Here is a 23,016-nt window from a genome sequence, read left to right on the forward strand (position 1 = left end):
CTTCTTGTGCTGTGAACTGAAGCAAAGCACAAGCAGACAGGCTCCTGACAATTCAACGTATTAGACACAGATAAGGAATACACCCCATGTCAGAACGTTTACACAATGACGTGGATCCGATCGAAACTCGTGACTGGCTACAGGCGATCGAATCGGTCATCCGTGAAGAAGGTGTTGAGCGCGCGCAGTATCTGATTGACCAGGTATTAAGTGCTGCACGCAAGGGCGGCGTAAAAGTTGCAGCAGGTTCTTCTGCCGTGAGCAACTACATCAACTCTATTGCCGTTGAAGATGAACCGGACTATCCGGGCAACACCTCGCTTGAACGTCGTATCCGTTCCGCAATCCGCTGGAACGCCATCATGTCGGTACTGCGTGCGTCGAAGAAAGATCTGGAGCTGGGTGGTCACCTCTCATCCTTCCAGTCTTCCGCGACTATCTATGAAGTGTGTTTCAACCACTTCTTCCGTGCGCGTAGCGAGAAAGATGGCGGCGATCTGGTCTACTTCCAGGGCCATATCTCTCCGGGTATCTACTCTCGTGCGTTCCTTGAAGGCCGTCTGACCGAAGAGCAGATGAACAACTTCCGTCAGGAAGTGCATGGCAACGGTCTTTCTTCTTATCCGCACCCGAAACTGATGCCGGAATTCTGGCAGTTCCCGACCGTATCCATGGGCCTTGGCCCACTGAATGCGATCTACCAGGCGAAATTCCTGAAATATCTGGATCATCGTGGTCTGAAAGACACCTCTGCTCAGACCGTTTACGCCTTCCTGGGTGACGGTGAGATGGATGAGCCGGAATCTAAAGGTGCGATCACCATTGCTGTCCGTGAAAAACTGGACAACCTGGTGTTCATCATCAACTGTAACCTGCAACGTCTGGATGGCCCGGTCACCGGTAACGGTAAGATCATCAACGAGCTGGAAGGCATCTTTGCCGGTGCTGGCTGGAACGTGATCAAAGTGATCTGGGGCGCACGTTGGGATGAGCTGCTGAAGAAAGATACCAGCGGTAAACTGATCCAGCTGATGAACGAAACCGTTGACGGCGACTATCAGACCTTCAAATCACGCGACGGTGCCTACGTGCGTGAGCACTTCTTCGGTAAATACCCGGAGACTGCTGCGCTGGTGAAAGACTGGTCAGACGAAGAGATCTTCGCCCTGAACCGTGGTGGTCACGATCCGAAGAAAATCTACGCGGCACTGAAAAAAGCGCAGGACACCAAAGGCCAGCCGACGCTGATTCTGGCACATACCATCAAAGGTTATGGTATGGGTGACACCGCCGAAGGTAAAAACATCGCTCACCAGGTGAAGAAGATGAACATGGATGGCGTTCGCTACATCCGCGATCGCTTCAATGTGCCGGTAGCTGATGAAAACATCGAAAAACTGCCGTACGTGACCTTCGAAAAAGGCTCAGAAGAGTACAACTACCTGCACGGTCAGCGTGAGAAGCTGGGCGGCTACCTGCCGACTCGCCAGCCAAACTTCACCGAGAAGCTGGAAATGCCGGCACTGGAAGAGTTCAGCGCGCTGCTGGAAGAGCAGAGCAAAGAGATCTCTACCACCATCGCTTTCGTGCGTGCGCTGAACGTGATGCTGAAGAACAAGTCGATCAAAGATCGTCTGGTGCCGATCCTCGCGGACGAAGCCCGTACCTTTGGTATGGAAGGTCTGTTCCGTCAGATTGGTATCTACAGCCCAAACGGCCAGCAGTACACCCCGCAGGACCGTGAGCAGGTTGCTTACTATAAAGAAGATGAAAAAGGCCAGATTTTGCAGGAAGGGATCAACGAGCTGGGCGCAGGTTCATCCTGGCTGGCGGCGGCGACCTCTTACAGCACCAACAATCTGCCAATGATTCCGTTCTACATCTATTACTCGATGTTCGGCTTCCAGCGTATTGGTGATCTGATGTGGCTGGCAGGCGACCAACAGGCGCGCGGCTTCCTCGTCGGCGGCACCTCCGGTCGTACCACCCTGAACGGTGAAGGCTTGCAGCATGAAGATGGTCACAGCCATATTCAGTCGCTGACTATCCCGAACTGTATCTCTTACGATCCGTCTTATGCCTACGAAGTGGCTGTCATCATGCATGATGGTCTGGTGCGTATGTACGGCGAAGCGCAGGAAAACATTTACTACTACATCACCACGCTGAACGAAAACTACCACATGCCTGCGATGCCGCAGGGTGCGGAAGAGGGTATCCGTAAGGGTATCTACAAGCTGGAAGCGGTTGAAGGTAGCAAAGGTAAAGTGCAGCTGCTTGGCTCTGGTTCTATCCTGCGTCACGTCCGTGAAGCGGCTCAGATCCTGGCGAAAGACTACGGTATCGGTTCTGACGTCTACAGCGTGACCTCGTTCACTGAACTGGCGCGTGATGGTCAGGATTGCGAGCGCTGGAACATGCTGCATCCGACTGAAACCCCGCGTGTGCCTTACATCGCTCAGGTGATGAATGACGCGCCGGCCGTTGCGTCAACTGACTACATGAAACTGTTCGCAGAACAGGTTCGTAGCTACGTACCGGCGAGCGATTACCGTGTGCTGGGTACTGATGGCTTCGGTCGTTCAGACAGCCGTGAAAACCTGCGTCACCACTTCGAAGTGGATGCATCGTATGTCGTGGTTGCAGCACTGGGTGAACTGGCTAAACGCGGCGAAATCGATAAGAAAGTGGTGGCGGAAGCGATCACCAAATTCAACATCGATGCCGATAAAGTTAACCCGCGTCTGGCTTAAGAGGTAAGAGAGTAATGGCTATCGAAATTAAAGTGCCGGATATCGGGGCAGATGAAGTTGAAGTCACCGAGATCCTGGTCAAGGTAGGTGACAAGGTTGAAGCCGAACAGTCACTGATCACCGTGGAAGGCGACAAAGCCTCGATGGAAGTGCCATCACCGCAGGCTGGCGTAGTCAAAGAGATCAAAATTGCCACCGGCGACAAAGTCGAAACCGGTAAACTGATCATGATCTTTGACGCAGAAGGCGCAGCGGCTGCTGCACCGGCGGCAGAAGAGAAGAAAGCAGATGCCGCGCCGGCACCTGCGGCTGCCGCTGCTGTCAGCAAAGACGTCAACGTGCCGGATATCGGTGGTGATGAAGTCGAAGTCACCGAGATTCTGGTTAAAGTGGGCGACACCGTTGCGGCTGAGCAGTCCCTGATCACCGTTGAAGGCGACAAAGCCTCAATGGAAGTCCCGGCACCGTTCGCGGGCGTAGTGAAAGAGATCAAAATTGCTACCGGCGATAAAGTGAACACCGGTTCACTTATCATGGTATTCGAAGCGCAAGGCGCTGCTGCTCCGGCAGCCCCTGCGGCGGCGGCACAACCTGCTGCGGCCCCGGCACCGGCCGCTGCTGCTGGCGCGAAAGATGTCAACGTACCGGATATCGGTGGTGATGAAGTTGAAGTCACTGAAGTGCTGGTCAAAGTGGGCGACAAAGTTACCGCTGAGCAGTCACTGATTGTGGTTGAAGGCGATAAAGCCTCAATGGAAGTCCCGGCGCCGTTCGCGGGCACCGTGAAAGAGCTGAAAGTTTCCACCGGTGACAAAGTGAAAACGGGTTCGCTGATCATGGTGTTTGAAGTCGAAGGCGCTGCGCCTGCTGCTGCTGCACCGGCGAAACAGGAAGCTGCTCCGGCACCTGCTGCTCAGGCCGCTCCGGCACCCGCTGCCGCCAAAGCGGAGGCGAAGAGTGATTTTGCTGAGAACGACGCTTACGTGCATGCTACCCCGGTGATTCGTCGCCTGGCGCGCGAGTTCGGTGTCAACCTGGCGAAAGTCAAAGGTACTGGCCGTAAAGGTCGCATCCTGAAAGAAGACGTTCAGGCGTATGTGAAAGACGCGGTGAAACGCGCTGAAGCAGCTCCGGCTGCGGCGGCGAGTGGCGGCGGTCTGCCTGGCATGTTGCCGTGGCCGAAAGTGGACTTCAGCAAGTTTGGTGAAATCGAAGAAGTCGAGCTGGGTCGTATCCAGAAAATCTCCGGTGCTAACCTGAGCCGTAACTGGGTCATGATCCCGCATGTGACTCACTTCGACAAAACCGATATCACCGATCTGGAAGCGTTCCGTAAGCAGCAGAACAGCGAAGCAGAGAAACGTAAACTGGATGTGAAATTCACCCCGGTGGTGTTTATCATGAAAGCCGTTGCCGCTGCGCTGGAGCAGATGCCGCGTTTCAACAGCTCACTGTCCGAAGATGGTCAGAAACTGACGCTGAAGAAATACATCAACATCGGTGTGGCCGTGGATACGCCAAACGGTCTGGTGGTTCCGGTGTTCAAAGATGTGAACAAAAAAGGCATCACCGAGCTGTCCCGTGAACTGATGGCGATCTCGAAAAAAGCGCGTGACGGTAAGCTGACTGCGGGCGATATGCAGGGTGGATGTTTCACCATCTCCAGCCTGGGTGGCCTGGGCACCACGCACTTTGCGCCAATCGTGAACGCGCCGGAAGTGGCTATCCTCGGTGTCTCCAAATCGGCGATGGAGCCGGTATGGAATGGTAAAGAGTTTGCTCCGCGTCTGATGATGCCAATCTCTCTTTCCTTCGACCACCGCGTGATTGACGGTGCTGATGGTGCGCGCTTTATCACCATCATCAACAACATGTTGTCAGACATTCGCCGTCTGGTGATGTGAAGTTAATCAAGGCCGGCGAATGCCGGCCTTGTTGTACGCATTCAGAGTCACCGCGGTTGGCAGTTTATTAACAATTCTGTAAACTCTTGCGGTGAAATGTGCCGGTGGAATAAGGGCATCCAGAGCCTGGGACAGGTTCGCGTCTGACCGCCGGAAATCTAATAAGAGGTCATGATGAGTACAGAGATTAAAACTCAAGTCGTGGTACTTGGGGCAGGTCCTGCAGGTTACTCTGCAGCCTTCCGTTGCGCTGATTTAGGTCTGGAAACCGTACTGGTAGAGCGCTACAGCACCCTCGGTGGTGTCTGTCTGAACGTTGGCTGTATCCCGTCAAAAGCGCTGCTGCACGTAGCGAAAGTCATTGAAGAAGCGAAAGCACTGGAAGAACACGGTATCGTGTTTGGCCAGCCTTCAACTGACATCAACAAAATTCGTACCTGGAAAGAGAAAGTCATCACACAACTGACCGGTGGCCTGGCGGGTATGGCCAAAGGCCGTAAAGTCAAAGTGGTGAACGGTCTGGGTAAATTCACCGGTGCTAACACCCTGGTGGTTGAAGGTGAAGGTGGGGCGACCACCATTAACTTCGACAACGCTATCATCGCTGCCGGTTCTCGTCCGATTGAACTGCCGTTCATTCCGCACGAAGATCCGCGCGTGTGGGATTCAACAGATGCGCTGGAACTGAAAGAAGTACCGAAGCGTCTGCTGGTTATGGGTGGCGGTATCATCGGTCTGGAGATGGGTACCGTTTACCATGCGCTGGGTTCAGAGATCGACGTGGTTGAGATGTTTGACCAGGTTATCCCGGCGGCCGATAAAGACGTGGTGAAAGTGTTCACCAAACGCATCAGCAAGAAATTCAACCTGATGCTGGAAACTAAAGTCACCGCCGTTGTCGCGAAAGAAGATGGCATTTACGTTTCCATGGAAGGCAAAAAAGCGCCGTCTGAAGCACAGCGTTACGATGCCGTGCTGGTGGCGATTGGCCGTGTGCCGAATGGTAAAGGTCTGGATGCCGGTAAAGCGGGCGTAGAAGTGGACGATCGTGGTTTTATCCGCGTCGACAAACAAATGCGCACCAACGTGCCACACATCTATGCGATTGGTGACATCGTTGGTCAGCCGATGCTGGCGCACAAAGGCGTGCACGAAGGTCACGTTGCGGCTGAAGTTATCGCCGGTATGAAGCATTACTTCGACCCGAAAGTGATTCCGTCAATTGCTTACACCGAGCCAGAAGTGGCATGGGTAGGTCTGACCGAGAAAGAAGCGAAAGAGAAAGGCATCAGCTACGAAGTTTCCACCTTCCCGTGGGCTGCTTCAGGCCGAGCTATCGCCTCTGACTGTGCTGACGGTATGACCAAACTGATTTTCGACAAAGAAACGCACCGTGTGATTGGTGGCGCCATTGTCGGCACCAACGGCGGCGAGCTGCTGGGTGAAATCGGTCTGGCGATTGAGATGGGTTGTGATGCCGAAGATATCGCGCTGACCATCCATGCGCACCCGACGCTGCACGAGTCTGTGGGCCTGGCAGCGGAAGTGTTCGAAGGTAGCATCACCGACCTGCCGAACGCGAAAGCGAAAAAGAAATAAGCGCTGAAAAATAAAAAAGCGGCTCACTGAGTGAGCCGTTTTTTTTGGCATATTTCGTAACGGCGCGACTTTTTTGATAATCCGTTACCGATTTTCCTTAAGCCAGTCAATGAAATAACGCAATGGCGTAGACAGATATTTACGACTTGGATAATAAAGCCAGAACCCTTCTTCCACCTGAGTAAAATCAGATAAAATTTCCACCAGATCACCACGCTGGATCGCCTCCATCACCGTCCCCTGATGTAGAAAGGCAATACCTGCTCCCGCCAGTGCCGCTTGCAAAATACGTTCATTATTGTCGAGTACTAACGAACCGTTTACCGCCACTTCCTGTTTTTGTCCGTCCTGCCAGAACTCCCAACGGTAACGACGCCCACTGGGAAAGCGGCGTTCGATACAGGAAAAATTCAGCAGTTCAGCGGGGGTGCCCGGCACGCCATAGCGTGCAATGAATTCGGGGGTGGCAACGGCCAATGCGCGCATTGGGATGCCGAAGGGGACCGCCACCATATCCTGTGCCAGCACCGCACCATAGCGCACGCCGGCATCGAAACCGGCGGCCACAATATCCAGCAGCGTATCGTTGCTGTCGATCTCCAGAGTGATGTCTGGATAGCGCTGCATAAACGGCAGGATCAGGGACTGGAAAAACAGCGCTTCTGCTGAACGTGGCATGCTGATACGCAGGCTACCGCGCGGGTCGCTGCGCCAGTCGTTTAGTTCATCAACCGCCTGCGCCAGGTCCTGCAATGCGGGTTGAATACGCTGGAGAAAACGATCTCCGGCTTCGGTAAGGGCCACTTTGCGCGTAGTGCGATTCAACAATCGTACTCCGAGGCGCTCTTCAAAATTACGCATCGCATGGCTGAGCGCCGAGGGGGTGATATTGCGTTCACTGGCGGCTTTGCGAAAGCTCAGATGCTGCGCGATAGCGGCAAACATCTCCAGTTCCTGTAGCGTGGCGCGATAAGGGTTCATTACTGAGTTTTACTCACTAAATCGGCAAGAATGCCTCAATTGTTGCTGCAATTGTTGAGGGTTATAACAATAACACTGACAGCAACGAGGATGAAACAATGCAACAGCGTCAATTAGGCAATCAGGGATTACAGGTTTCAGCATTGGGATTGGGCTGCATGGGCATGTCATTTGCCTATGGCCAGAATGATGAGAAGCAAGCGTTGAATACCCTGGCACGCGCCTTTGAACTGGGTGTCAATTTTCTTGATACCGCCGAGGTTTATGGCCCTTTTACCAATGAAACCTTGCTGGCAAAAGCGTTGCAAGGGCGCAAAGACATTAAAATTGCCACCAAATTTGGTTTCCGTATCAACGAACAGGGGGAAGGCTGGGAGCGCGTTACTGGCGTGAACAGCGACCCGGCGCATATTCGCCGTGCGGTAGAAGGCTCGCTGCAACGTCTCGGTGTAGAGAGCATCGATCTTCTCTATCAACATCGTCTTGATCCTGCGGTACCGATTGAAGACGTGGTGGGCGTGATGGCCGATCTGGTGCGTGAAGGTAAAGTCAAATACCTCGGCTTGTCGGAAGTCTCCTCCGCCACCTTGCGGCGCGCCAATGCGGTACACCCTATCTCGGCGTTGCAAAGTGAATACTCCTTATGGACGCGTGACCCGGAGCAAGAAATCCTCGCCACCTGCCGCGAGCTGAATATAGGCTTTGTGCCTTACAGCCCATTAGGTCGGGGGTTCCTGACAGGACAATTCCCAGCGGGGGAAGCGCTGGCAGAGGATGATTTCCGGCGTAACCTGCCACGCTTCCAGCAGGATGCTCAGGCGCATAACCAGAAGTTAGTGAATCAGTTGACAGAGATGGCTACAGGTTATGATGCCGCGCCTGCACAGCTGGCGCTGGCTTGGGTGCTGGCAAAAGGGGAGTTTATTGTCCCGATTCCTGGCGCCAGCAAAATCGTGCATCTGGAACAAAACTGTGCCGCCGCCACGCTGCCATTGCGCAGCGCCGATATCAGCACCCTGGATACGCTGTTCGATCCGCAACATATCCAGGGTGAGCGTTATAACGCCACAGAATTTGTGCTGGTTGATCGTTAAGGTGCCCTGAAAAATGCTCAACTTAACAGGCACTTGCTGCCTGCTAAGGCACCATTCGTAGCGGCGCGATTTACCGCGCGAGTTTTCCCGGCATCGCTGCTGTTATTGCGTGATAAATCGCGCCGCTACGGAGCAATACGTTTGCCTGCTTTTTTTGTGATGTGTCCTCTGTGCAGCGAAATCTGCTGCTTAACGAAAGGATGTTGCTTTTTTGTAAACAGATTAACAATCAGCCGAAATGCTGCTATGCTGGCCGACGCGGAACCGGGCACCTCACCCTACTGTTGGACTGCGTTAAAGGGTGCACCGGAAAGCTATACAATGAGAGCGAGGAGAACGTCGTGCTAGAAGAATACCGTAAGCACGTTGCCGAGCGTGCTGCCCAGGGAATCGTACCTAAGCCGTTAGATGCTTCCCAAATGGCCGCGCTGGTTGAACTGCTGAAAAACCCGCCAGCGGGTGAAGAAGAATTCCTTACTGACCTGTTGGTCAATCGTGTCCCACCGGGTGTTGATGAAGCGGCGTATGTAAAAGCCGGTTTCCTGGCAGCTGTCGCGAAGGGCGAAGCCCACTCTCCTCTGGTTACTCCTGAAAAAGCAGTCGAACTGCTGGGCACCATGCAAGGTGGCTACAACATCCATGCGCTGATTGAATCGCTTGATGATGAAGCACTGGCACCGATTGCCGCAGAAGCCCTGTCTCACACGCTGCTGATGTTCGATAACTTCTACGATGTCGAAGAGAAAGCCAAAGCGGGTAACCCACACGCGAAAAAAATCATCCAGTCCTGGGCCGATGCAGAATGGTTCCTGAAGCGTCCTAAACTGGCAGAAAAAATCACCACCACCGTGTTCAAAGTGACCGGCGAAACCAACACCGATGACCTCTCTCCGGCACCGGATGCATGGTCTCGCCCGGATATTCCACTGCACGCACTGGCGATGCTGAAGAACGCCCGTGAAGGCATCGAACCCGATGATGCCGGTAACATTGGTCCGATCAAACAAATCGAAGCATTACAGAAAAAAGGTTTCCCGCTGACCTACGTTGGCGACGTGGTCGGAACCGGTTCTTCCCGTAAGTCAGCCACCAACTCGGTGCTGTGGTTTATGGGTGAAGACATTCCGTATGTGCCGAACAAGAAGGGTGGCGGTTTGTGCCTTGGCGGCAAAATTGCGCCGATCTTCTTCAACACTATGGAAGATGCCGGCGCGCTGCCGATCGAAGTGGACGTTGATCGTCTGAATATGGGCGATGTGATTGATGTCTACCCGTATAAAGGTGAAGTGCGTAATCACGACACCGACGAACTGCTGGCAAAATTCGAGCTGAAAACCGAAGTCCTGCTGGATGAAGTTCGCGCGGGTGGCCGTATTCCGCTGATTATCGGTCGTGGCCTGACAGCCAAAGCCCGTGAATCTCTGGGTCTGCCGCACAGCGATGTGTTCCTGCAAGCCAAAGACGTTGCTGCCAGCACCCGTGGTTTCTCACTGGCGCAGAAAATGGTTGGCCGTGCCTGTGGTGTTGAAGGTATCCGTCCTGGCGCGTACTGCGAGCCGAAGATGACTTCAGTAGGTTCTCAGGACACCACCGGTCCAATGACCCGTGATGAGCTGAAGGACCTGGCGTGTCTCGGCTTCTCTGCTGACCTGGTGATGCAATCCTTCTGTCATACTGCCGCTTACCCGAAACCGGTAGACGTGACCACGCACCATACTCTGCCAGACTTCATTATGAACCGTGGCGGTGTGTCGCTGCGTCCAGGTGACGGCGTAATTCACAGCTGGCTGAACCGTATGCTGCTGCCGGATACCGTGGGCACCGGTGGTGACTCGCATACCCGTTTCCCGATTGGTATTTCGTTCCCGGCCGGTTCTGGTCTGGTGGCGTTTGCTGCGGCAACCGGTGTGATGCCGCTGGATATGCCTGAATCGGTACTGGTGCGTTTCAAAGGCGAAATGCAGCCGGGTATCACGCTGCGCGATCTGGTGCACGCTATCCCGCTGTATGCCATCAAGCAGGGTCTGTTGACCGTTGAGAAGAAAGGCAAGAAAAACATCTTCTCTGGCCGCGTGCTGGAAATCGAAGGTCTGCCAAAACTGAAAGTGGAGCAGGCGTTTGAACTGACCGATGCCTCCGCTGAACGTTCTGCTGCTGGTTGTACCATCAAGCTGGATAAAGAGCCGATTATCGAGTACCTCAACTCGAACATCGTGCTGCTGAAGTGGATGATCTCCGAAGGCTACGGCGATCGTCGTACGCTGGAGCGCCGCGTCGAAGGCATGGAAAAATGGCTGGCCGATCCGCAACTGCTGGAAGGCGATGCGGATGCGGAATACGCGGCGGTGATCGACATCGATCTGGCGGAAATCAAAGAGCCAATTCTGTGTGCACCGAACGATCCGGATGATGCGCGTCTGCTGTCTGACGTGCAGGGCGAGAAGATCGATGAAGTGTTTATCGGTTCTTGCATGACCAACATTGGCCACTTCCGTGCGGCGGGCAAGCTGCTGGATAGCCACAAAGGTCAGCTGCCGACCCGTCTGTGGGTGGCTCCGCCAACCAAGATGGATGCGGCACAGCTCACCGAAGAGGGCTACTACAGCGTGTTCGGTAAGAGCGGAGCGCGTATCGAGATCCCAGGTTGCTCGCTGTGCATGGGTAACCAGGCGCGTGTGGCTGACGGTGCGACGGTGGTTTCCACCTCGACCCGTAACTTCCCGAACCGTCTCGGTACGGGCGCGAACGTTTATCTGGCCTCTGCGGAGTTGGCGGCAGTCGCTTCGCTCCTGGGTAAACTGCCGACGCCGGATGAGTATCAACAGTTTATGACTCAGGTTGATAAAACGGCGGCAGATACTTACCGCTACCTCAACTTTGATCAGCTGCACCAGTACACCGATAAAGCCGACAACGTGATCTTCCAGACCGCGTTGTAATTGGGAAAAGGTGTTATCAGGGGGCGATGAGAATCGCCCCCTTTTTTTGTGTGCTTTTTTCCTCTGGCGCGGCCTGGCATAATGCGAGCACGATCCCACTTTATTCAGCGTGTTGCGCACAAAATGCTCTCAGGGAGTGCCTCGTGGCGCGCTATCAGTAAGAGGTAAAACTCATGGAATATGAATTTTTGCGCGATCTGACCGGTAAGGTCAAAGTGCGTATGTCGATGGACCACGAAGCGGTGGGGCACTGGTTCAACGAAGAGGTGGATGAGAATCTTACCCTGCTGGATGAAGTCGAAGCTGCCGTGCAGCAGGTGAAAGGCACCCATCATCAGTGGCAACGTGTCGGGCATGAATATACGCTGTGGCTCGATGAAGAAGAGGTGATGATTCGCGCTAACCAGCTGGCGTTAGAGGATGATGGCCTGGAAGAAGGCATGACCTACTACGATGAAGAGAGCCTGGCGTTCTGCGGCGTAGAAGACTTCCTGGCGGTGATTAGCGCGTATCGGCAGTTTTTAGCGGGGAAATAATCGTCCTGATTGCCTTAAATGAACCGATTCCCCCAATCTGGCAACAAAGCCCGCCTTAATTAGGCGGCTTTTCTCTTGATGCACAGAAGTATAAAAAGAAGAGCATAAACACAAATAAAAGCCAGACTGGAGTATAGCGGCTTCTGTAAGCTTACTGCCCATGAGGAGAGAAAATAACCAATGGTCAACCCTGCGCCAAAAGTCATTAAATTATATGTTGAGAGAAACTTCAATATTTCATGATGGTTGTCTGATTGAGATATCTTCTGCAAAATTATTTGTGGAGTTATTATTTCCCCCAAGGTAAATAATGAAGTAATGACCAGAATGGATGCAGATGAATGACAATATGGACTAGCGATAATGCTTATTAGCGAGCAAAAACTACCGAATATGATTGCGATTACTGAATTGACTCTCCATCTTCTAATTACATTCAATACTGGAATGGTCAGCGTTATCAGCAAGATGGCATTCACAGAAAACATCAACGGCAGGAAGGCAGATGCAGGATTGTTTTTTTCCACTGAAATCGCCATGAATGCATAAATCTGTGCTTCAAAAACAAAATGTACCAGTGCAATGAGGCAGAGTAAAAATACATCGCGTGGCATGTGAAATAAGCTTATCCCTTTAACTCTGGTGGGTACCACTCCATGTGTTTCTGACGTTAGTAGTGAGATCAGTAGTGCAGAAAGCAAAAACAATACAGCTGAGAAAAATAATAATACGATTACATTGTATTGATTGATTAAAAAGCTACCACATATTGGACCAAGTGCACCTCCAACACTGGTTGTGACTTTTATATATCCCAGCATCGAAGCCCGGACTGTTTCCGTCTTGATATCTTTCAGTTGTAGAGTTTTAATTAAATTGGAGGTGTAGCTAATCGAGAAGCGAAATATTATGAGGCTCAGGGAGAAAGAAAATAAAGGAATTAATGCCAATTTGTTAACGATAATAAGGCTAAGAATTGAAGAAAACCCGATAAAGAAAGTCAATACAATTTGTTTTCTTAAGTTGCGAGCCGAAAATAAAGTAGAAAATAAGTAGGCTAGTATGCTACCACCCATCACGCCCGTTCCTGCCGCTGAAGAAGCTTCAGCTGATGTCAAAAGCATCCAAGCAGCGAGGTCGGTACTGATGTAAGGAAAAAATGAGAACGATGCCAAAGAGGAAAATATATTGGCTAAAAGAATAAGATAATCATCACGTGATAGTTTTTTATTTTTCAAGTGAGTTTCTCAAGGGAATTGATTTTGAATAAAGAATTCCTGGGCAAGCGTAAGGGAATTCTTTTCTCATGCTGGATTTTTTATCATAGAAGTATTGTGCGAATAATACGCCATCCTCATCAACATTTAAAAGAGGGTTGTTAATAATGAATTTATAGGCAGAGCTGTTTTCATTTGGGACTCTGAGAAGTAGTCGGAGTTCTTTAAAGACATTATCAGGAATGCATGCTTCAGTGCCGAAGCGTTTTTTATATTGAAAAGTCCCTTTTGTCAGGAATGGCTCGCATCCCTGAAAATCAACAATGTCAATAAACTTTTCATGACAAGACCATTCAAGAATGGAGTGATAGACAAAGTTTTGTGAGCCGTCTGCTCTGTATCTATAATCACCGTCTAATACGCCAATCAATCTGGAGTTCATCTTCTTATTCAATGTGTCAATTTGGCCGACACTTCCTGCAACCCATTTCCCATTTTTGAATATTCTAAATAACAATCCATTCTTAAATAGTGTCTCATAAGCATCTTGGCGAGGTAAACTCCTGGCTTTCGATCCATATCTTTTTGCCATTGTTGGCGCATGCATCTTATCGTAGAAATAGAAGAAATCTTCATTGCTATGCGAAATGTCATAGGAAAAACCCTCTTTCTGGGAGCGAATAAACCTTTTTCTTTCTCGTGTTGACATGTTGTCAAGTATCACATCGAAATTAATGTCTGTCCTAACATACTGATGAATGCGTGAAACTCCAATTATATCATGATCGGTCTTTATTTTTTCAATAGTATCAATGTCTAGTACGACAACGATTAGGTCGCAACTATATTCTGAAATAACTTTGTCTATTTCCAGTGAATTGAAACATAAACTGCTTATGATCAAACTTTCAGAATCCTGACCATAAAATTGCTGTTCCACATAAGGAGATATGTAAGTTAAACCTTCTTTAACACCTAAATATAATATTCGGCTTAATCTTCCTTCTTGACAATACCCTTGCGTCAGACGCAGGTGATATTCAGTTATATCCATACCTAAATCACCTTAATCAGATGTAGTTCATCATTTGGTCTTCATTCATAACTGAAACGTAGTCATCTGACCCAAGGGTTTCATAATCACCGGAGGAGTAATACCCAGTACCATGTATAACAAACTTATTTATATCCTCCCTGATCAGGTTACGATCAATAGCGTTCATAGCGCCGGTCATAGCCATAATTAGTGACCATTCTTTAACATTTTTAGTGTCAGAGACCAACGAAACACCTGCGTTGCACAGCATCTCGCGAATTAATGCATAACGCTCAAGGCACTCCAGAAGCGACACAACAACACCATTTCCACCGTATGTATTAATGATGTCTGTCATTTCATGTACTGTAGCGGGTTTATGACTATAAAATGTCTGCTCCAGAACTTCTTTAATACTGGAGGTACGGAAAGGATAGTTTTTGAGATGACTCTGATGGTAATATCCATCCTTACTTAAAGAATAAATATTTTTTGGAGGCTCAAATGATCCTGTTAAAAGAAAATCTACCATGTCGCTTGTTGCCAGGTGCTGTACCAATAAAAACTCTGGCATTTGTGTTTTACATCCTAAGTCATTAAGTCTATCAACGCCGGTTTTATAACCCAGGAATCCATAGGCGCTGGAAACTGAATGTACGTGAACGCATTTTTTGTTTTCAAGTTCACCAAATTCATAATCATAAAAAGCACGAATTTGGTCAGCGAAACGATAGTTTTCAAGTTTAAGTGAATGCCATAGTTTAGTGTCGCTTTTATTGTTATCATTAAATTTTTCTTTGAATTTGTTTCCAATCTCTTTTACTTTCTCTGGGCTATCCGTATCGAGCACAAATGCTGGGTTAAGATTTTTCAGATGGTTATCTGAAGATAGCTCTGAAATTCTCAATTTTTCTTTAGTGTCTTTAGGCGTTAGCGTAATTATTCTCAATTCTTCTGGTGAGACTAAGTCACTCTTAATTGCTCTTAAGACGGCATCCCTTAATGCAATTGCCTTATTTCCCGATGATGGAGAGAAAACGATGATTTTCTCTCGTTTTTCTCTTATGTGGCTGACTGCTCTGGCGATCATTAGCGTAGCTGCAAACGTTTTTACCGTGTTGGTCGCGGGGTTTTTCATTAAATTAAAAAGACTGATTTCTTTTCCTTTATACTTTCCAATGCTGACTATAGATGCTTTTGTTGGTGAAAGATATTTTTTTAATTTTTCATCCATGAAAGGAATTTTAAAATCAGGCTCAAATGTGTGTGAAGATCCTGAAGGAGTATTATTATTTTCTGAGGAAAAGAACTCTTCTGAGTTGAGTAGTAAATTGTAGTATCGCTCTACAAGATTATCAGAATCGATCAGTGCTTCTGAAAATTTTATTGATTTCATTATATATCCTTGTCCTGACAGGACTTGAGTTATTTGTAGATTGCTATCTGGTTATAACCGATGCTTAGTATTATTAGCGTTTTTCTTATTTAAAAGTCAATAGGCTGGGCGCATTTCTTCTATACCAAGGTATAGTTTTATTTTTTATTCATATAAATCAGATGGGTAGAGGTGTTTCCGTGATTGTCTGGAATAAACAGCTAAAGGTAGTCTACGTGTCTACATACTCATAATGGGTTAATTTATTTTTGTCGGGAGTGGGGTGGAAATAGTAATTTTTTATTTTTGGTGCGAATTATAAGGTGGCTATTGAAACTTTAGTGTGAGATTCGTGAGGAGATGAATGCTAAATGTCTCCGGTAAAATATAAGGAATGATATTGTTTTGCATGGAGTATTAGTGAATGTATTTCTCCATGAAATGAATTTTTCAACTTTTCTATTCAATGAAGTTGTAAGTAAATAACGCGAAATCCGGTTGTAATGAATCCGGTAGTGCCCCGGACTCATTACCAGATATTACTTTATTAAACCGTTGCAATCGGCGTAACAGGCGACCCTACTGCACCCGGCAGCCGCAGCGGCGGGGCCGTCAGCAGAAACGCATGACGCTGATGATGCGCCAGCCAGTCTGCCAGCGGACTCAATAGCCACAGCTCGCCGAGATATACCCCCAGCCGGAACAGGCAGAGATCATGCAACGGATGCGACGGATAAAAATCTTCGTTCAACGGTCGTGCCGGTAGCATCTCCACCGCCGGATTGTCGGCAATCAGCGCCACAACACCGCTTTCTACAATCCACTGCCGCAATTGCGCATCGCTGCCGTCCAGCCCGGCAAAGTGGCTGTTAAGGAAAGTCATATCTGGCTCGCCTTGCATCGACAGAATGGCCTCATCCATGCCGGTACGGAAACACACCAGATCGCCAGGGCGCACTTCAATACCGTCAGCCTGCAAAATCTGTTGCAGATGGGTATAGCCAAAGGCAAAACGCTCGGTGCCAAAGTGGCGCTTGATATCGATCATCACCGCCCGTCCCTGAATACCGTGCTGCGCCATATTTTCGATGCCCAGCGCTTTGGCTCCCAGATGGCTACCGTGGTGGCAGCCACACCCGGCGCGGTAGTCGGTTTCGCCAACGATATCGACATTCGCTTTATAGCCGTTGTAGAACACCATTTCTGGCTCGCCGTTCGCGTTCACGTCAAACCATTGTCCCATGTGTGCAAGGCTGTCCCACTGGGTGGAATATTGCAGCGCCAGCGTCACGGTGTCGTCGCAAATCACATCACTCAACTGTGGATTATCACGCGACAGCGGATAGGTCATATTGGCGTGCTCGCCGCGCCGTGTGGCGTTGAGCTGCGGCGGTGGACGACGTGGGTTCATCGCCGTGCCGCCCGGTAAATCGAGCGGCAAACTCAGGCAAAAGGTTTCTCCGGTCTGCACTTCCGCCACACCTTCCCGCACTTTTTGTGGCGTGAGTAGATTGAGGCGGCCTAACTGGTCATCGGGGCCAAAATCACCCCAGGTGGAGTGGGGCGGGCGTTGTTTCCAACGGCTATTCATACTTCTCTCCTCAACGCGCCATCCGGCGCAGCGTTGTCGGCCACACCCATCGGCTGCACGCGCGGCAGCCAGAAGGCATACACCAGCGCGCCGACCACACCGATGACGCCAGCGATTTCCAGCGGAATCACAAACGAATGGGTGAACTGCATGATCACACCGATCAGAATCGGCGAAATGATGCCAGCAAGGTTGGCCGCCATATTCTGGATACCCCCAATGGTGGCGACATTGGCGCGGTTGGGTGCCACGTCTGACGGCAGCGCCCACAAAGCCGCCGAAGCAAAGGTTGCGGCAAAGTTAGCGAAGCACAGCGCAGACAGCGCCAGACCTACCGTCGGGGAAAAGGCCGCCAGGCCGATAGTCGCGCTGCCAAGCATCCCACCGACCAGCGGGATTTTGCGCGCCACGCTGAGTGAATAACCTCGGCGCACCAACGAATCCGACAGCAAACCGCCACACCAGCCACCGACAATCGCAGCGATACCCGGCAGCATCCCCAGCAGGCCGAACTTCATCAGCGAAAGATGGAAGGTTTCCACCAGATAGGTTGGGAACCAGGTGAAGAAGAAATAGGAAACGAAGTTGATGCAGAAGAAACCCGCCATCATCGCCTGCACGGTGCGCTGCGCCAGCAACTGACGTACGCTCATCGGTTCGCCGTTTTGCGGGTCCTGATTGGCCTCAATAAACGCCACTTCTTCTGCGGAGACGGCCTTGTGTTCGCGCGGATCGCGATACCACAGATACCATGCCAGCGCCCAGACCACCGCCACCAGGCCGGAGATGACAAAGGTCATACGCCAGCCAACCAGCGCAATCAAAAACGAGATGATTGGAATCGCCAGGGTGCCGCCAATTTTGCTGCCGTTGTTAAAGGTGGCGGCGGCGAAGCTGCGTTCCTGGCGCGGGAACCAGCGTGTCACGGTCGAGGAACTGGCGGGATAGCTGGGGGCTTCGACCGCACCGAGGACAAAACGGAAACCCACCAGCGCAGCGATGCTGCTGGCGAGGCCGCAGGCCGCGGTAGCCAGTCCCCAGCCGAGGCTACTGAGGGCGAAAGTGATGCGTGGGCCGAGTTTATCCACCAGCCAACCGCCTGGTAACTGGAACAGGACATAACTCCAGAAGAAGGCGGAGAGCAGCAACCCGCTGTCGGTGGGCGAGAAGTGTAACTCCTGGCTCATAAACGGGATGGCGACGCTCATTGCGGCGCGGTCGATGTAGTTGATGGCGATGCCGACAGACAGCACCGTCAGAATGATGAAACGAAATTTCCCTTTTCTTGCCGAAACAGCAGCAGATGCTCCATTGGAATTCAGCGACATCATCGCCTCCAATTGTTTTTTATAGTGAGTTGTAGGGAACGCCGCATCAGGACGATGCGGCGGGTCAGGGCGCTTACGCGCCGCTGGTCAGGGTTTGTGAATGATGAACCTGTTCCTCATCCACGATAGGTTCTACTTTGCCCATCAGGAACAGGTAATTAAGGATGCCAATCACCACCAGTACGGCAGAGAACACCAGCGCCCAGGTGAAATGGCCGGTGGCACCCACGATAGCGCCGGTAATGATCGGGCCAACCGCCCCGCCCATATTGGAAACGGTATTCTGCAATCCGGCGACAATTGACACGCTGTTTTTCGGTGCCACGTCACCCGGCAACGCCCACACCTGGGAAGCCGCTACGGTCGTACCCGATTTGGCGATGCACAGCAGCAGCACTGTCATAAATACCGAGTCAGTGAAGGGTGCAAAACCGATGCACAGCGCCATCACCAGGCCAATGGTCAGGAACAGTTTACGCGTCGCGGTCAGCGACAGGACTTTGTTGTGCACCATCCGGTCGGATGCCCAACCAGCCAGCACTTCAATCACCATGCCGCAAATCAACGGCAGTGCTGCCACCATCCCCATTTTCAGGAAGTCCATGCCTTTATCTTTCACCAGGTAGGTCGGCAGCCAGGTGATAAAGAAATAGGAGGTGTAGTTGATGGTGAAGAAGCCAATGCACATTGCCCAGATATTGCGATAGCGCAGCAGCTTGTACCACTTCATCGGCAGCACGCTTTTATCACCGTGCTTGTTAGCCTGGCCATCACGGATCAGGTGCACTTCATCGCGGCTGATCGACTTATGATCTTCCGGGTTCTCGGCATAGATAAAGTACCAGGCAATTACCCAGAACAGACCGACCGCACCGATGGCGAGGAAGGTGATGCGCCAGTCAAACATGGCGATCATCCATACAATCAGCGGCATGGCGATAGCACCACCAAATTTGGAGGCGCTGTCAAACAAGCCAGAGACGGTGGCGCGTTCGCGGTCCGGGAACCAGCGGGCTGCGATCCCGGCGTTGCTCGGGTAGGCCGCCGCTTCACCGACACCCAGCGCCAGACGCAGCGCCAGTAGCGATTTAAAGCCCGTTGCCAGGCCCATTGCCATAGTGGCGATTGACCACCAGCCAACGGCAATCCCCAGCCCTTTTTTCTGACCGAAACGGTCAGCAAACCAGCCAGCCGGAATTTGCAGTAGTGCGTACGACCAGAAAAACGCGGCCATGATTACGCCCATCATCTCTGGATTGATTTCCAGTTCTTTGATCAGATGCGGGGCAGCAGCAGAGAGTACAGTACGGTCAATATAGTTAATGGCGACAGCCAGCCACATCAGGCCAGCTATCCACCAGCGAATACGGGTCGAGCGTGAGGGTGTATTCATAATAATCACTCGATTCAGGGGGGCGGCCCTCAGGCCAGCCCGTTCATCACGTTAACCGGGCGTTCGCCCTGTTTAATGCACTGCACAATTTGCGTCACGCAACGTTCGCCAATGGCGCTGATTGCCCCGTCGGTGTAGCCCGCAATATGTGAGGTCGGAATAAAGTTGCTCAGGGTGAACAGCGGATGTCCGGCCAGAGGTTCCTGCTCAAAGACATCCGCAGCCGCTCCGGCGATCACGTTGTCCTGCAACGCCTGGAACAGATCCTGTTCATTCACCACGCCACCGCGCGATACATTGATCAGGAACGCGCTTTTCTTCATCCGTTTGATACGAGCTGCATCAAACAGGTTGCGCGTTTCATTGGTCAGCGGGGTATGCAGGGTGATGAAGTCACTCGCTTCGGTCAGTTGATCCATGCTGACGAATTCGATGCCATGTTCCGCAGCGAATTTCTCATCCGGGTAGAAATCGAAGGCGATCACGCGCATGTTGAAGCCTTTGGCGCGCAGTGCGACCTGCTTACCAATGTTGCCCAGCCCAACGATGCCAAGCGTTTTGCCGTAAACGTCGGTGGCAAAAATACGCGGCCAGTTGCCGGCACGGGTTTCCACCGCCGCTTGGGTGACCTGACGGGCGCTGTTGAGGATCAAAGCAAAAGCGAAGTCAGCCACGGCATGCTTGTTGGCATCCGGCACGTTGGTCACGTAAATACCGCGTGCGCGGGTGGCTTCCAGATTGATGTTGTCGACGCCAACGCCGTGCTTACAGACAATCTTCAGCTGTGGCGCTTTGCTCAATAGTTCTTCATTGACGTCGGTAAAGGCGACAATCATCGCCACGGTGTCGGGCAGATGCGGCTCCAGCGCGCTGAGCGGGGCATCGGCGGGCAGGGTGATCAGTTCAAAACCCTGCTGTTGCAACGTGGTGATTGGCGTTGCGTCATATTTAGCGAATGATGGTGAGGTACAGATGACTTTCATAACGCTTCCCGGTGTAAAAAGTGGAACAGGCAAGGGCAGCACACGCTGCCCTGACGGCCATTACTGCAAATACTGGTTCACGATCTGACGGATCTTCTGCTCTTCTTCGGCAGTGAAACGCACCGCATAGCGGCTGTCACCGACGTTATAACCGAGCAGAGAAACCGCCTTTTTCACCGCTGCCGGTGAGAAGCCGACGCTGTACAGGTCGGTGCGTAAGCCGGTGACGTTTTCCTGTGCCAGGCGCGAACCTTCGATATCGCCGGCGTGGAAGCGTGCCCAGATGGCGTTGATCTCTTTCGGTGCCACGTTGGCAAGGCCGGAGATGCAGGCTGAGCAGCCATCAACAAAACCCTGATGAATCAGCGAGTCCGGGCCATTCAGCACGTCAAAATTATCGATACCTTTGGCGGCTTGCAGGAAACCGCTCAGGCTTTCGTAGCTGCCCGCGCTGTCCTTGATACCGATGATGTTGGGATGTGACGCCAGCGTGCGCACGGTTTCCGGTTGCAAGGTATTGCCGGTACGCGCCGGGATGTTGTAGAGGAACAGCGGCACGTTCAGCGCATCCGCCACCGTCTGATAGTGGTAAATCAACTCATTCTGCTTCAACGGCACGAAGTACGGGGTGATCACCGATACCGCATCAACACCCAGTTTCTCAATCTGCTTACCGAGACGGATGGTTTCACGGGTGGAGATCTCGCCAATATGTGCCACTACGGGCGCGCTGCCGTTCACTTCATCCACGCAGGTTTCAGTGACCGCCAGTTTCTCCTGCTCATTCAGCACGAAGAATTCACCGTTGGTGCCGCCGCAGAAAATACCGTTACCGGCGCTCAGTTGACGCTTCACCTGCTCACGTTGTGTGGCAGGGTTAAAGGCACCGTCGCGGTCGAAGGTGGTGACAATGGCGGTCAGTACGCCCTGAATTTTGTTGCTCATGATTTCCTCGATAGTCCTTAGTGATTCAATGCCGGAAACAGCGTCAGGTAGACGTTTCGCACGTCATCGGCGCTCACTTTCATCGGTACATTCTTCATCAGGCGTTGCACGTCGAGCGCGGCTTCCACCAGATAGGGCAGGTGATCCGGGCCGATACCCAGCTCTTCCAGGCTGGCAGGCAGTTTCAGGCGCTGTACCAGCGCGGCGAAGTACTCAACCAGCGCGTGCGATTTCGCTTCTTCATCCAGAGTCTGGTCGGCATCAGGCAGCAGGTCATAAGCCTGAGCAAATTTACTCACTGCTGCCGGGCGTACGAAACGCATACAGGGTGCCAACAGGATGGCGTTCGCCACGCCGTGCGGAATGTGATATTTGCCGCCCAGCGGATAAGACATCGCGTGCACCAGATGCGTACCGGCGTGGGCAATCGATGCGCCGCCGTAATATGACGCCCACAGCATATTCAGACGCGCTTCAAGATTACCCGGCTCGGCAACGGCGGTTTCCAGGCTGGCAAACAGCTTTTTCATGCCAATCATCGCGTAGTTATCACTCACCGGGTTGGCGACCGTGGCGGTGAAGCACTCAATCAGGTGGCACAGTGCATCAATGCCGGTAGAAGAGGCGATGTGTGGCGGCATGCTGGTGGTCAGCTCCGGCACCAGCGCGACATAGTCCGGCAGCATCACCGGGGTAATAATGCCGACTTTGGTTTCTTTCTCCGGGATCGCCAGGATGGCGTTCGGCGTGGCTTCTGAACCGGTGCCTGCGGTGGTCGGGATCAGCAGCGAAGTGGTGCGGGTTAGCGGTTTTTCCCCGGCCAGCAGGGCCTCAAGGGTAGGCGCGCCTTTCACGCACAGAATAGAGAGCAGTTTGGCAACGTCCAGTACGCTACCGCCGCCTACACCAATCACCAGATCGACATCGGTCGTCGGCAGGGCAGCAACAATCGCCGCCACATCATGCTGGCTGGGTTCTGGCGGCACGCTGTTGACCACACTGAGGCTGGCAATGTGCTGCTTCAGTTGGGCAATCAACGTCTGGACTGCCGGGATGCCCTCTATATTCTTATCAGTGACCAGCAGCGCTTTCTGCCGACCTTTCAGCAGGTAGCTGAGGTCATTGAGTGCCTGATAGCCGCTAATCACGGTGCTGTTGATATTCATTTCGTACCCTTTTCCCGATGTTATCGCGCTGATTGATTGGTTTTGCTCATCAGTCTGCGATATCTGTCACTAACTGTGCCTGAATTTATAGGGCATATTGATTTCAATTAATTTGATCTTGCTCACATATAATCAATCATGATTGAATATAATCAATCTCAACACGGCAAGCTGCC

General features: G+C 51.8%; 16 protein-coding genes. 6 read left to right on the forward strand and 10 right to left on the reverse strand.

Going from position 1 to position 23,016, the window contains the following annotated elements; genetic code table 11:
- The first annotated feature begins 86 nt into the window (after positions 1–86).
- The 3 genes from aceE to lpdA all read left to right on the forward strand — a co-directional run bounded on the left by aceE (position 87) and on the right by lpdA (position 6,256).
- Entirely contained in the window at positions 87–2,753 is a 2,667-nt protein-coding gene (gene aceE, locus AC6I8T_RS03695) for a pyruvate dehydrogenase (acetyl-transferring), homodimeric type (protein ID WP_208724796.1), read from the forward strand.
- Between the two features lie 14 nt (positions 2,754–2,767).
- Entirely contained in the window at positions 2,768–4,657 is a 1,890-nt protein-coding gene (aceF, locus tag AC6I8T_RS03700; RefSeq protein WP_208724797.1) for a pyruvate dehydrogenase complex dihydrolipoyllysine-residue acetyltransferase, read from the forward strand.
- 174 nt (positions 4,658–4,831) lie between these two features.
- Complete coding sequence (gene lpdA / locus AC6I8T_RS03705) at positions 4,832–6,256, forward strand: dihydrolipoyl dehydrogenase (protein ID WP_036626678.1); 1,425 nt, start codon at positions 4,832–4,834, stop codon at positions 6,254–6,256.
- A gap of 84 nt (positions 6,257–6,340) precedes the next feature.
- Here lpdA and AC6I8T_RS03710 read toward each other — a convergent pair whose 3' ends face one another.
- Positions 6,341–7,237, reverse strand: a complete 897-nt coding sequence (locus tag AC6I8T_RS03710) for a LysR family transcriptional regulator (protein ID WP_208724798.1) — start codon at positions 7,235–7,237, stop codon at positions 6,341–6,343.
- Between the two features lie 98 nt (positions 7,238–7,335).
- Here AC6I8T_RS03710 and AC6I8T_RS03715 point away from each other — a divergent pair, with 98 nt between their 5' ends.
- The 3 genes from AC6I8T_RS03715 to yacL all read left to right on the forward strand — a co-directional run bounded on the left by AC6I8T_RS03715 (position 7,336) and on the right by yacL (position 11,806).
- The gene (locus AC6I8T_RS03715) at positions 7,336–8,331 is read left to right on the forward strand and encodes an aldo/keto reductase (protein WP_208724799.1); all 996 of its coding nucleotides are present in this window, start codon (positions 7,336–7,338) and stop codon (positions 8,329–8,331) included.
- A 341-nt stretch (positions 8,332–8,672) separates the two neighbouring features.
- Positions 8,673–11,270: a bifunctional aconitate hydratase 2/2-methylisocitrate dehydratase gene (acnB, locus tag AC6I8T_RS03720; RefSeq protein ID WP_021184710.1), complete on the forward strand. Its 2,598-nt coding sequence runs from the start codon at positions 8,673–8,675 to the stop codon at positions 11,268–11,270.
- Positions 11,271–11,443: 173 nt separating this feature from the next.
- Positions 11,444–11,806 carry a protein YacL gene (gene yacL, locus AC6I8T_RS03725; RefSeq protein WP_497833508.1) on the forward strand — a complete coding sequence of 121 codons (363 nt, stop codon included), beginning with the start codon at positions 11,444–11,446 and terminating at the stop codon, positions 11,804–11,806.
- Positions 11,807–11,865: 59 nt separating this feature from the next.
- Here yacL and AC6I8T_RS03730 read toward each other — a convergent pair whose 3' ends face one another.
- From AC6I8T_RS03730 to AC6I8T_RS03770, 9 genes are all read right to left on the reverse strand, one after another.
- The gene (locus AC6I8T_RS03730; RefSeq protein ID WP_497833509.1) at positions 11,866–13,044 is read right to left on the reverse strand and encodes an MFS transporter; all 1,179 of its coding nucleotides are present in this window, start codon (positions 13,042–13,044) and stop codon (positions 11,866–11,868) included.
- Positions 13,034–14,077 (reverse strand): GNAT family N-acetyltransferase, encoded by a 1,044-nt coding sequence (locus tag AC6I8T_RS03735; protein WP_497833510.1) that lies wholly within the window; start codon positions 14,075–14,077, stop codon positions 13,034–13,036. Before AC6I8T_RS03735 ends, AC6I8T_RS03730 begins: the two co-directional genes overlap by 11 nt.
- 16 nt (positions 14,078–14,093) lie before the next feature.
- A complete protein-coding gene (locus AC6I8T_RS03740; protein WP_497833511.1) occupies positions 14,094–15,455 on the reverse strand; it encodes a DUF6002 family protein in 1,362 nt (453 codons plus the stop codon).
- 526 nt (positions 15,456–15,981) lie between these two features.
- Positions 15,982–17,025 carry a cyclase family protein gene (locus tag AC6I8T_RS03745; RefSeq protein ID WP_497833512.1) on the reverse strand — a complete coding sequence of 348 codons (1,044 nt, stop codon included), beginning with the start codon at positions 17,023–17,025 and terminating at the stop codon, positions 15,982–15,984.
- Positions 17,022–18,353 (reverse strand): MFS transporter, encoded by a 1,332-nt coding sequence (locus tag AC6I8T_RS03750; protein ID WP_497834277.1) that lies wholly within the window; start codon positions 18,351–18,353, stop codon positions 17,022–17,024. Before AC6I8T_RS03750 ends, AC6I8T_RS03745 begins: the two co-directional genes overlap by 4 nt.
- Before the next feature lie 73 nt (positions 18,354–18,426).
- Positions 18,427–19,746 (reverse strand): MFS transporter, encoded by a 1,320-nt coding sequence (locus AC6I8T_RS03755; RefSeq protein ID WP_021184706.1) that lies wholly within the window; start codon positions 19,744–19,746, stop codon positions 18,427–18,429.
- Between the two features lie 29 nt (positions 19,747–19,775).
- Positions 19,776–20,729: a phosphoglycerate dehydrogenase gene (locus AC6I8T_RS03760; protein WP_208724803.1), complete on the reverse strand. Its 954-nt coding sequence runs from the start codon at positions 20,727–20,729 to the stop codon at positions 19,776–19,778.
- A gap of 60 nt (positions 20,730–20,789) precedes the next feature.
- A complete protein-coding gene (locus AC6I8T_RS03765) occupies positions 20,790–21,674 on the reverse strand; it encodes a dihydrodipicolinate synthase family protein (protein WP_208724804.1) in 885 nt (294 codons plus the stop codon).
- Between the two features lie 17 nt (positions 21,675–21,691).
- On the reverse strand, positions 21,692–22,840 hold the full coding sequence (locus AC6I8T_RS03770) for an iron-containing alcohol dehydrogenase (protein WP_021184703.1): 1,149 nt from the start codon (positions 22,838–22,840) through the stop codon (positions 21,692–21,694).
- Between the last annotated feature and the right edge of the window lie 176 nt (positions 22,841–23,016).

It is taken from the genome of Pantoea sp. X-Soil-OKNW-556, from assembly GCF_059730695.1.

Bases quoted from the DNA above. Each gene is read 5' to 3' on its own strand.
- aceE (WP_208724796.1), top strand. From the start codon at position 87: ATGTCAGAACGTTTACACAATGACGTGGATCCGATCGAAACTCGTGAC.
- aceF (WP_208724797.1), top strand. From the start codon at position 2,768: ATGGCTATCGAAATTAAAGTGCCGGATATCGGGGCAGATGAAGTTGAA.
- lpdA (WP_036626678.1), top strand. From the start codon at position 4,832: ATGAGTACAGAGATTAAAACTCAAGTCGTGGTACTTGGGGCAGGTCCT.
- AC6I8T_RS03710 (WP_208724798.1), bottom strand. From the start codon at position 7,237: ATGAACCCTTATCGCGCCACGCTACAGGAACTGGAGATGTTTGCCGCT.
- AC6I8T_RS03715 (WP_208724799.1), top strand. From the start codon at position 7,336: ATGCAACAGCGTCAATTAGGCAATCAGGGATTACAGGTTTCAGCATTG.
- yacL (WP_497833508.1), top strand. From the start codon at position 11,444: ATGGAATATGAATTTTTGCGCGATCTGACCGGTAAGGTCAAAGTGCGT.
- AC6I8T_RS03735 (WP_497833510.1), bottom strand. From the start codon at position 14,077: ATGGATATAACTGAATATCACCTGCGTCTGACGCAAGGGTATTGTCAA.
- AC6I8T_RS03740 (WP_497833511.1), bottom strand. From the start codon at position 15,455: ATGAAATCAATAAAATTTTCAGAAGCACTGATCGATTCTGATAATCTT.
- AC6I8T_RS03745 (WP_497833512.1), bottom strand. From the start codon at position 17,025: ATGAATAGCCGTTGGAAACAACGCCCGCCCCACTCCACCTGGGGTGAT.
- AC6I8T_RS03750 (WP_497834277.1), bottom strand. From the start codon at position 18,353: ATGTCGCTGAATTCCAATGGAGCATCTGCTGCTGTTTCGGCAAGAAAA.
- AC6I8T_RS03755 (WP_021184706.1), bottom strand. From the start codon at position 19,746: ATGAATACACCCTCACGCTCGACCCGTATTCGCTGGTGGATAGCTGGC.
- AC6I8T_RS03760 (WP_208724803.1), bottom strand. From the start codon at position 20,729: ATGAAAGTCATCTGTACCTCACCATCATTCGCTAAATATGACGCAACG.
- AC6I8T_RS03765 (WP_208724804.1), bottom strand. From the start codon at position 21,674: ATGAGCAACAAAATTCAGGGCGTACTGACCGCCATTGTCACCACCTTC.
- AC6I8T_RS03770 (WP_021184703.1), bottom strand. From the start codon at position 22,840: ATGAATATCAACAGCACCGTGATTAGCGGCTATCAGGCACTCAATGAC.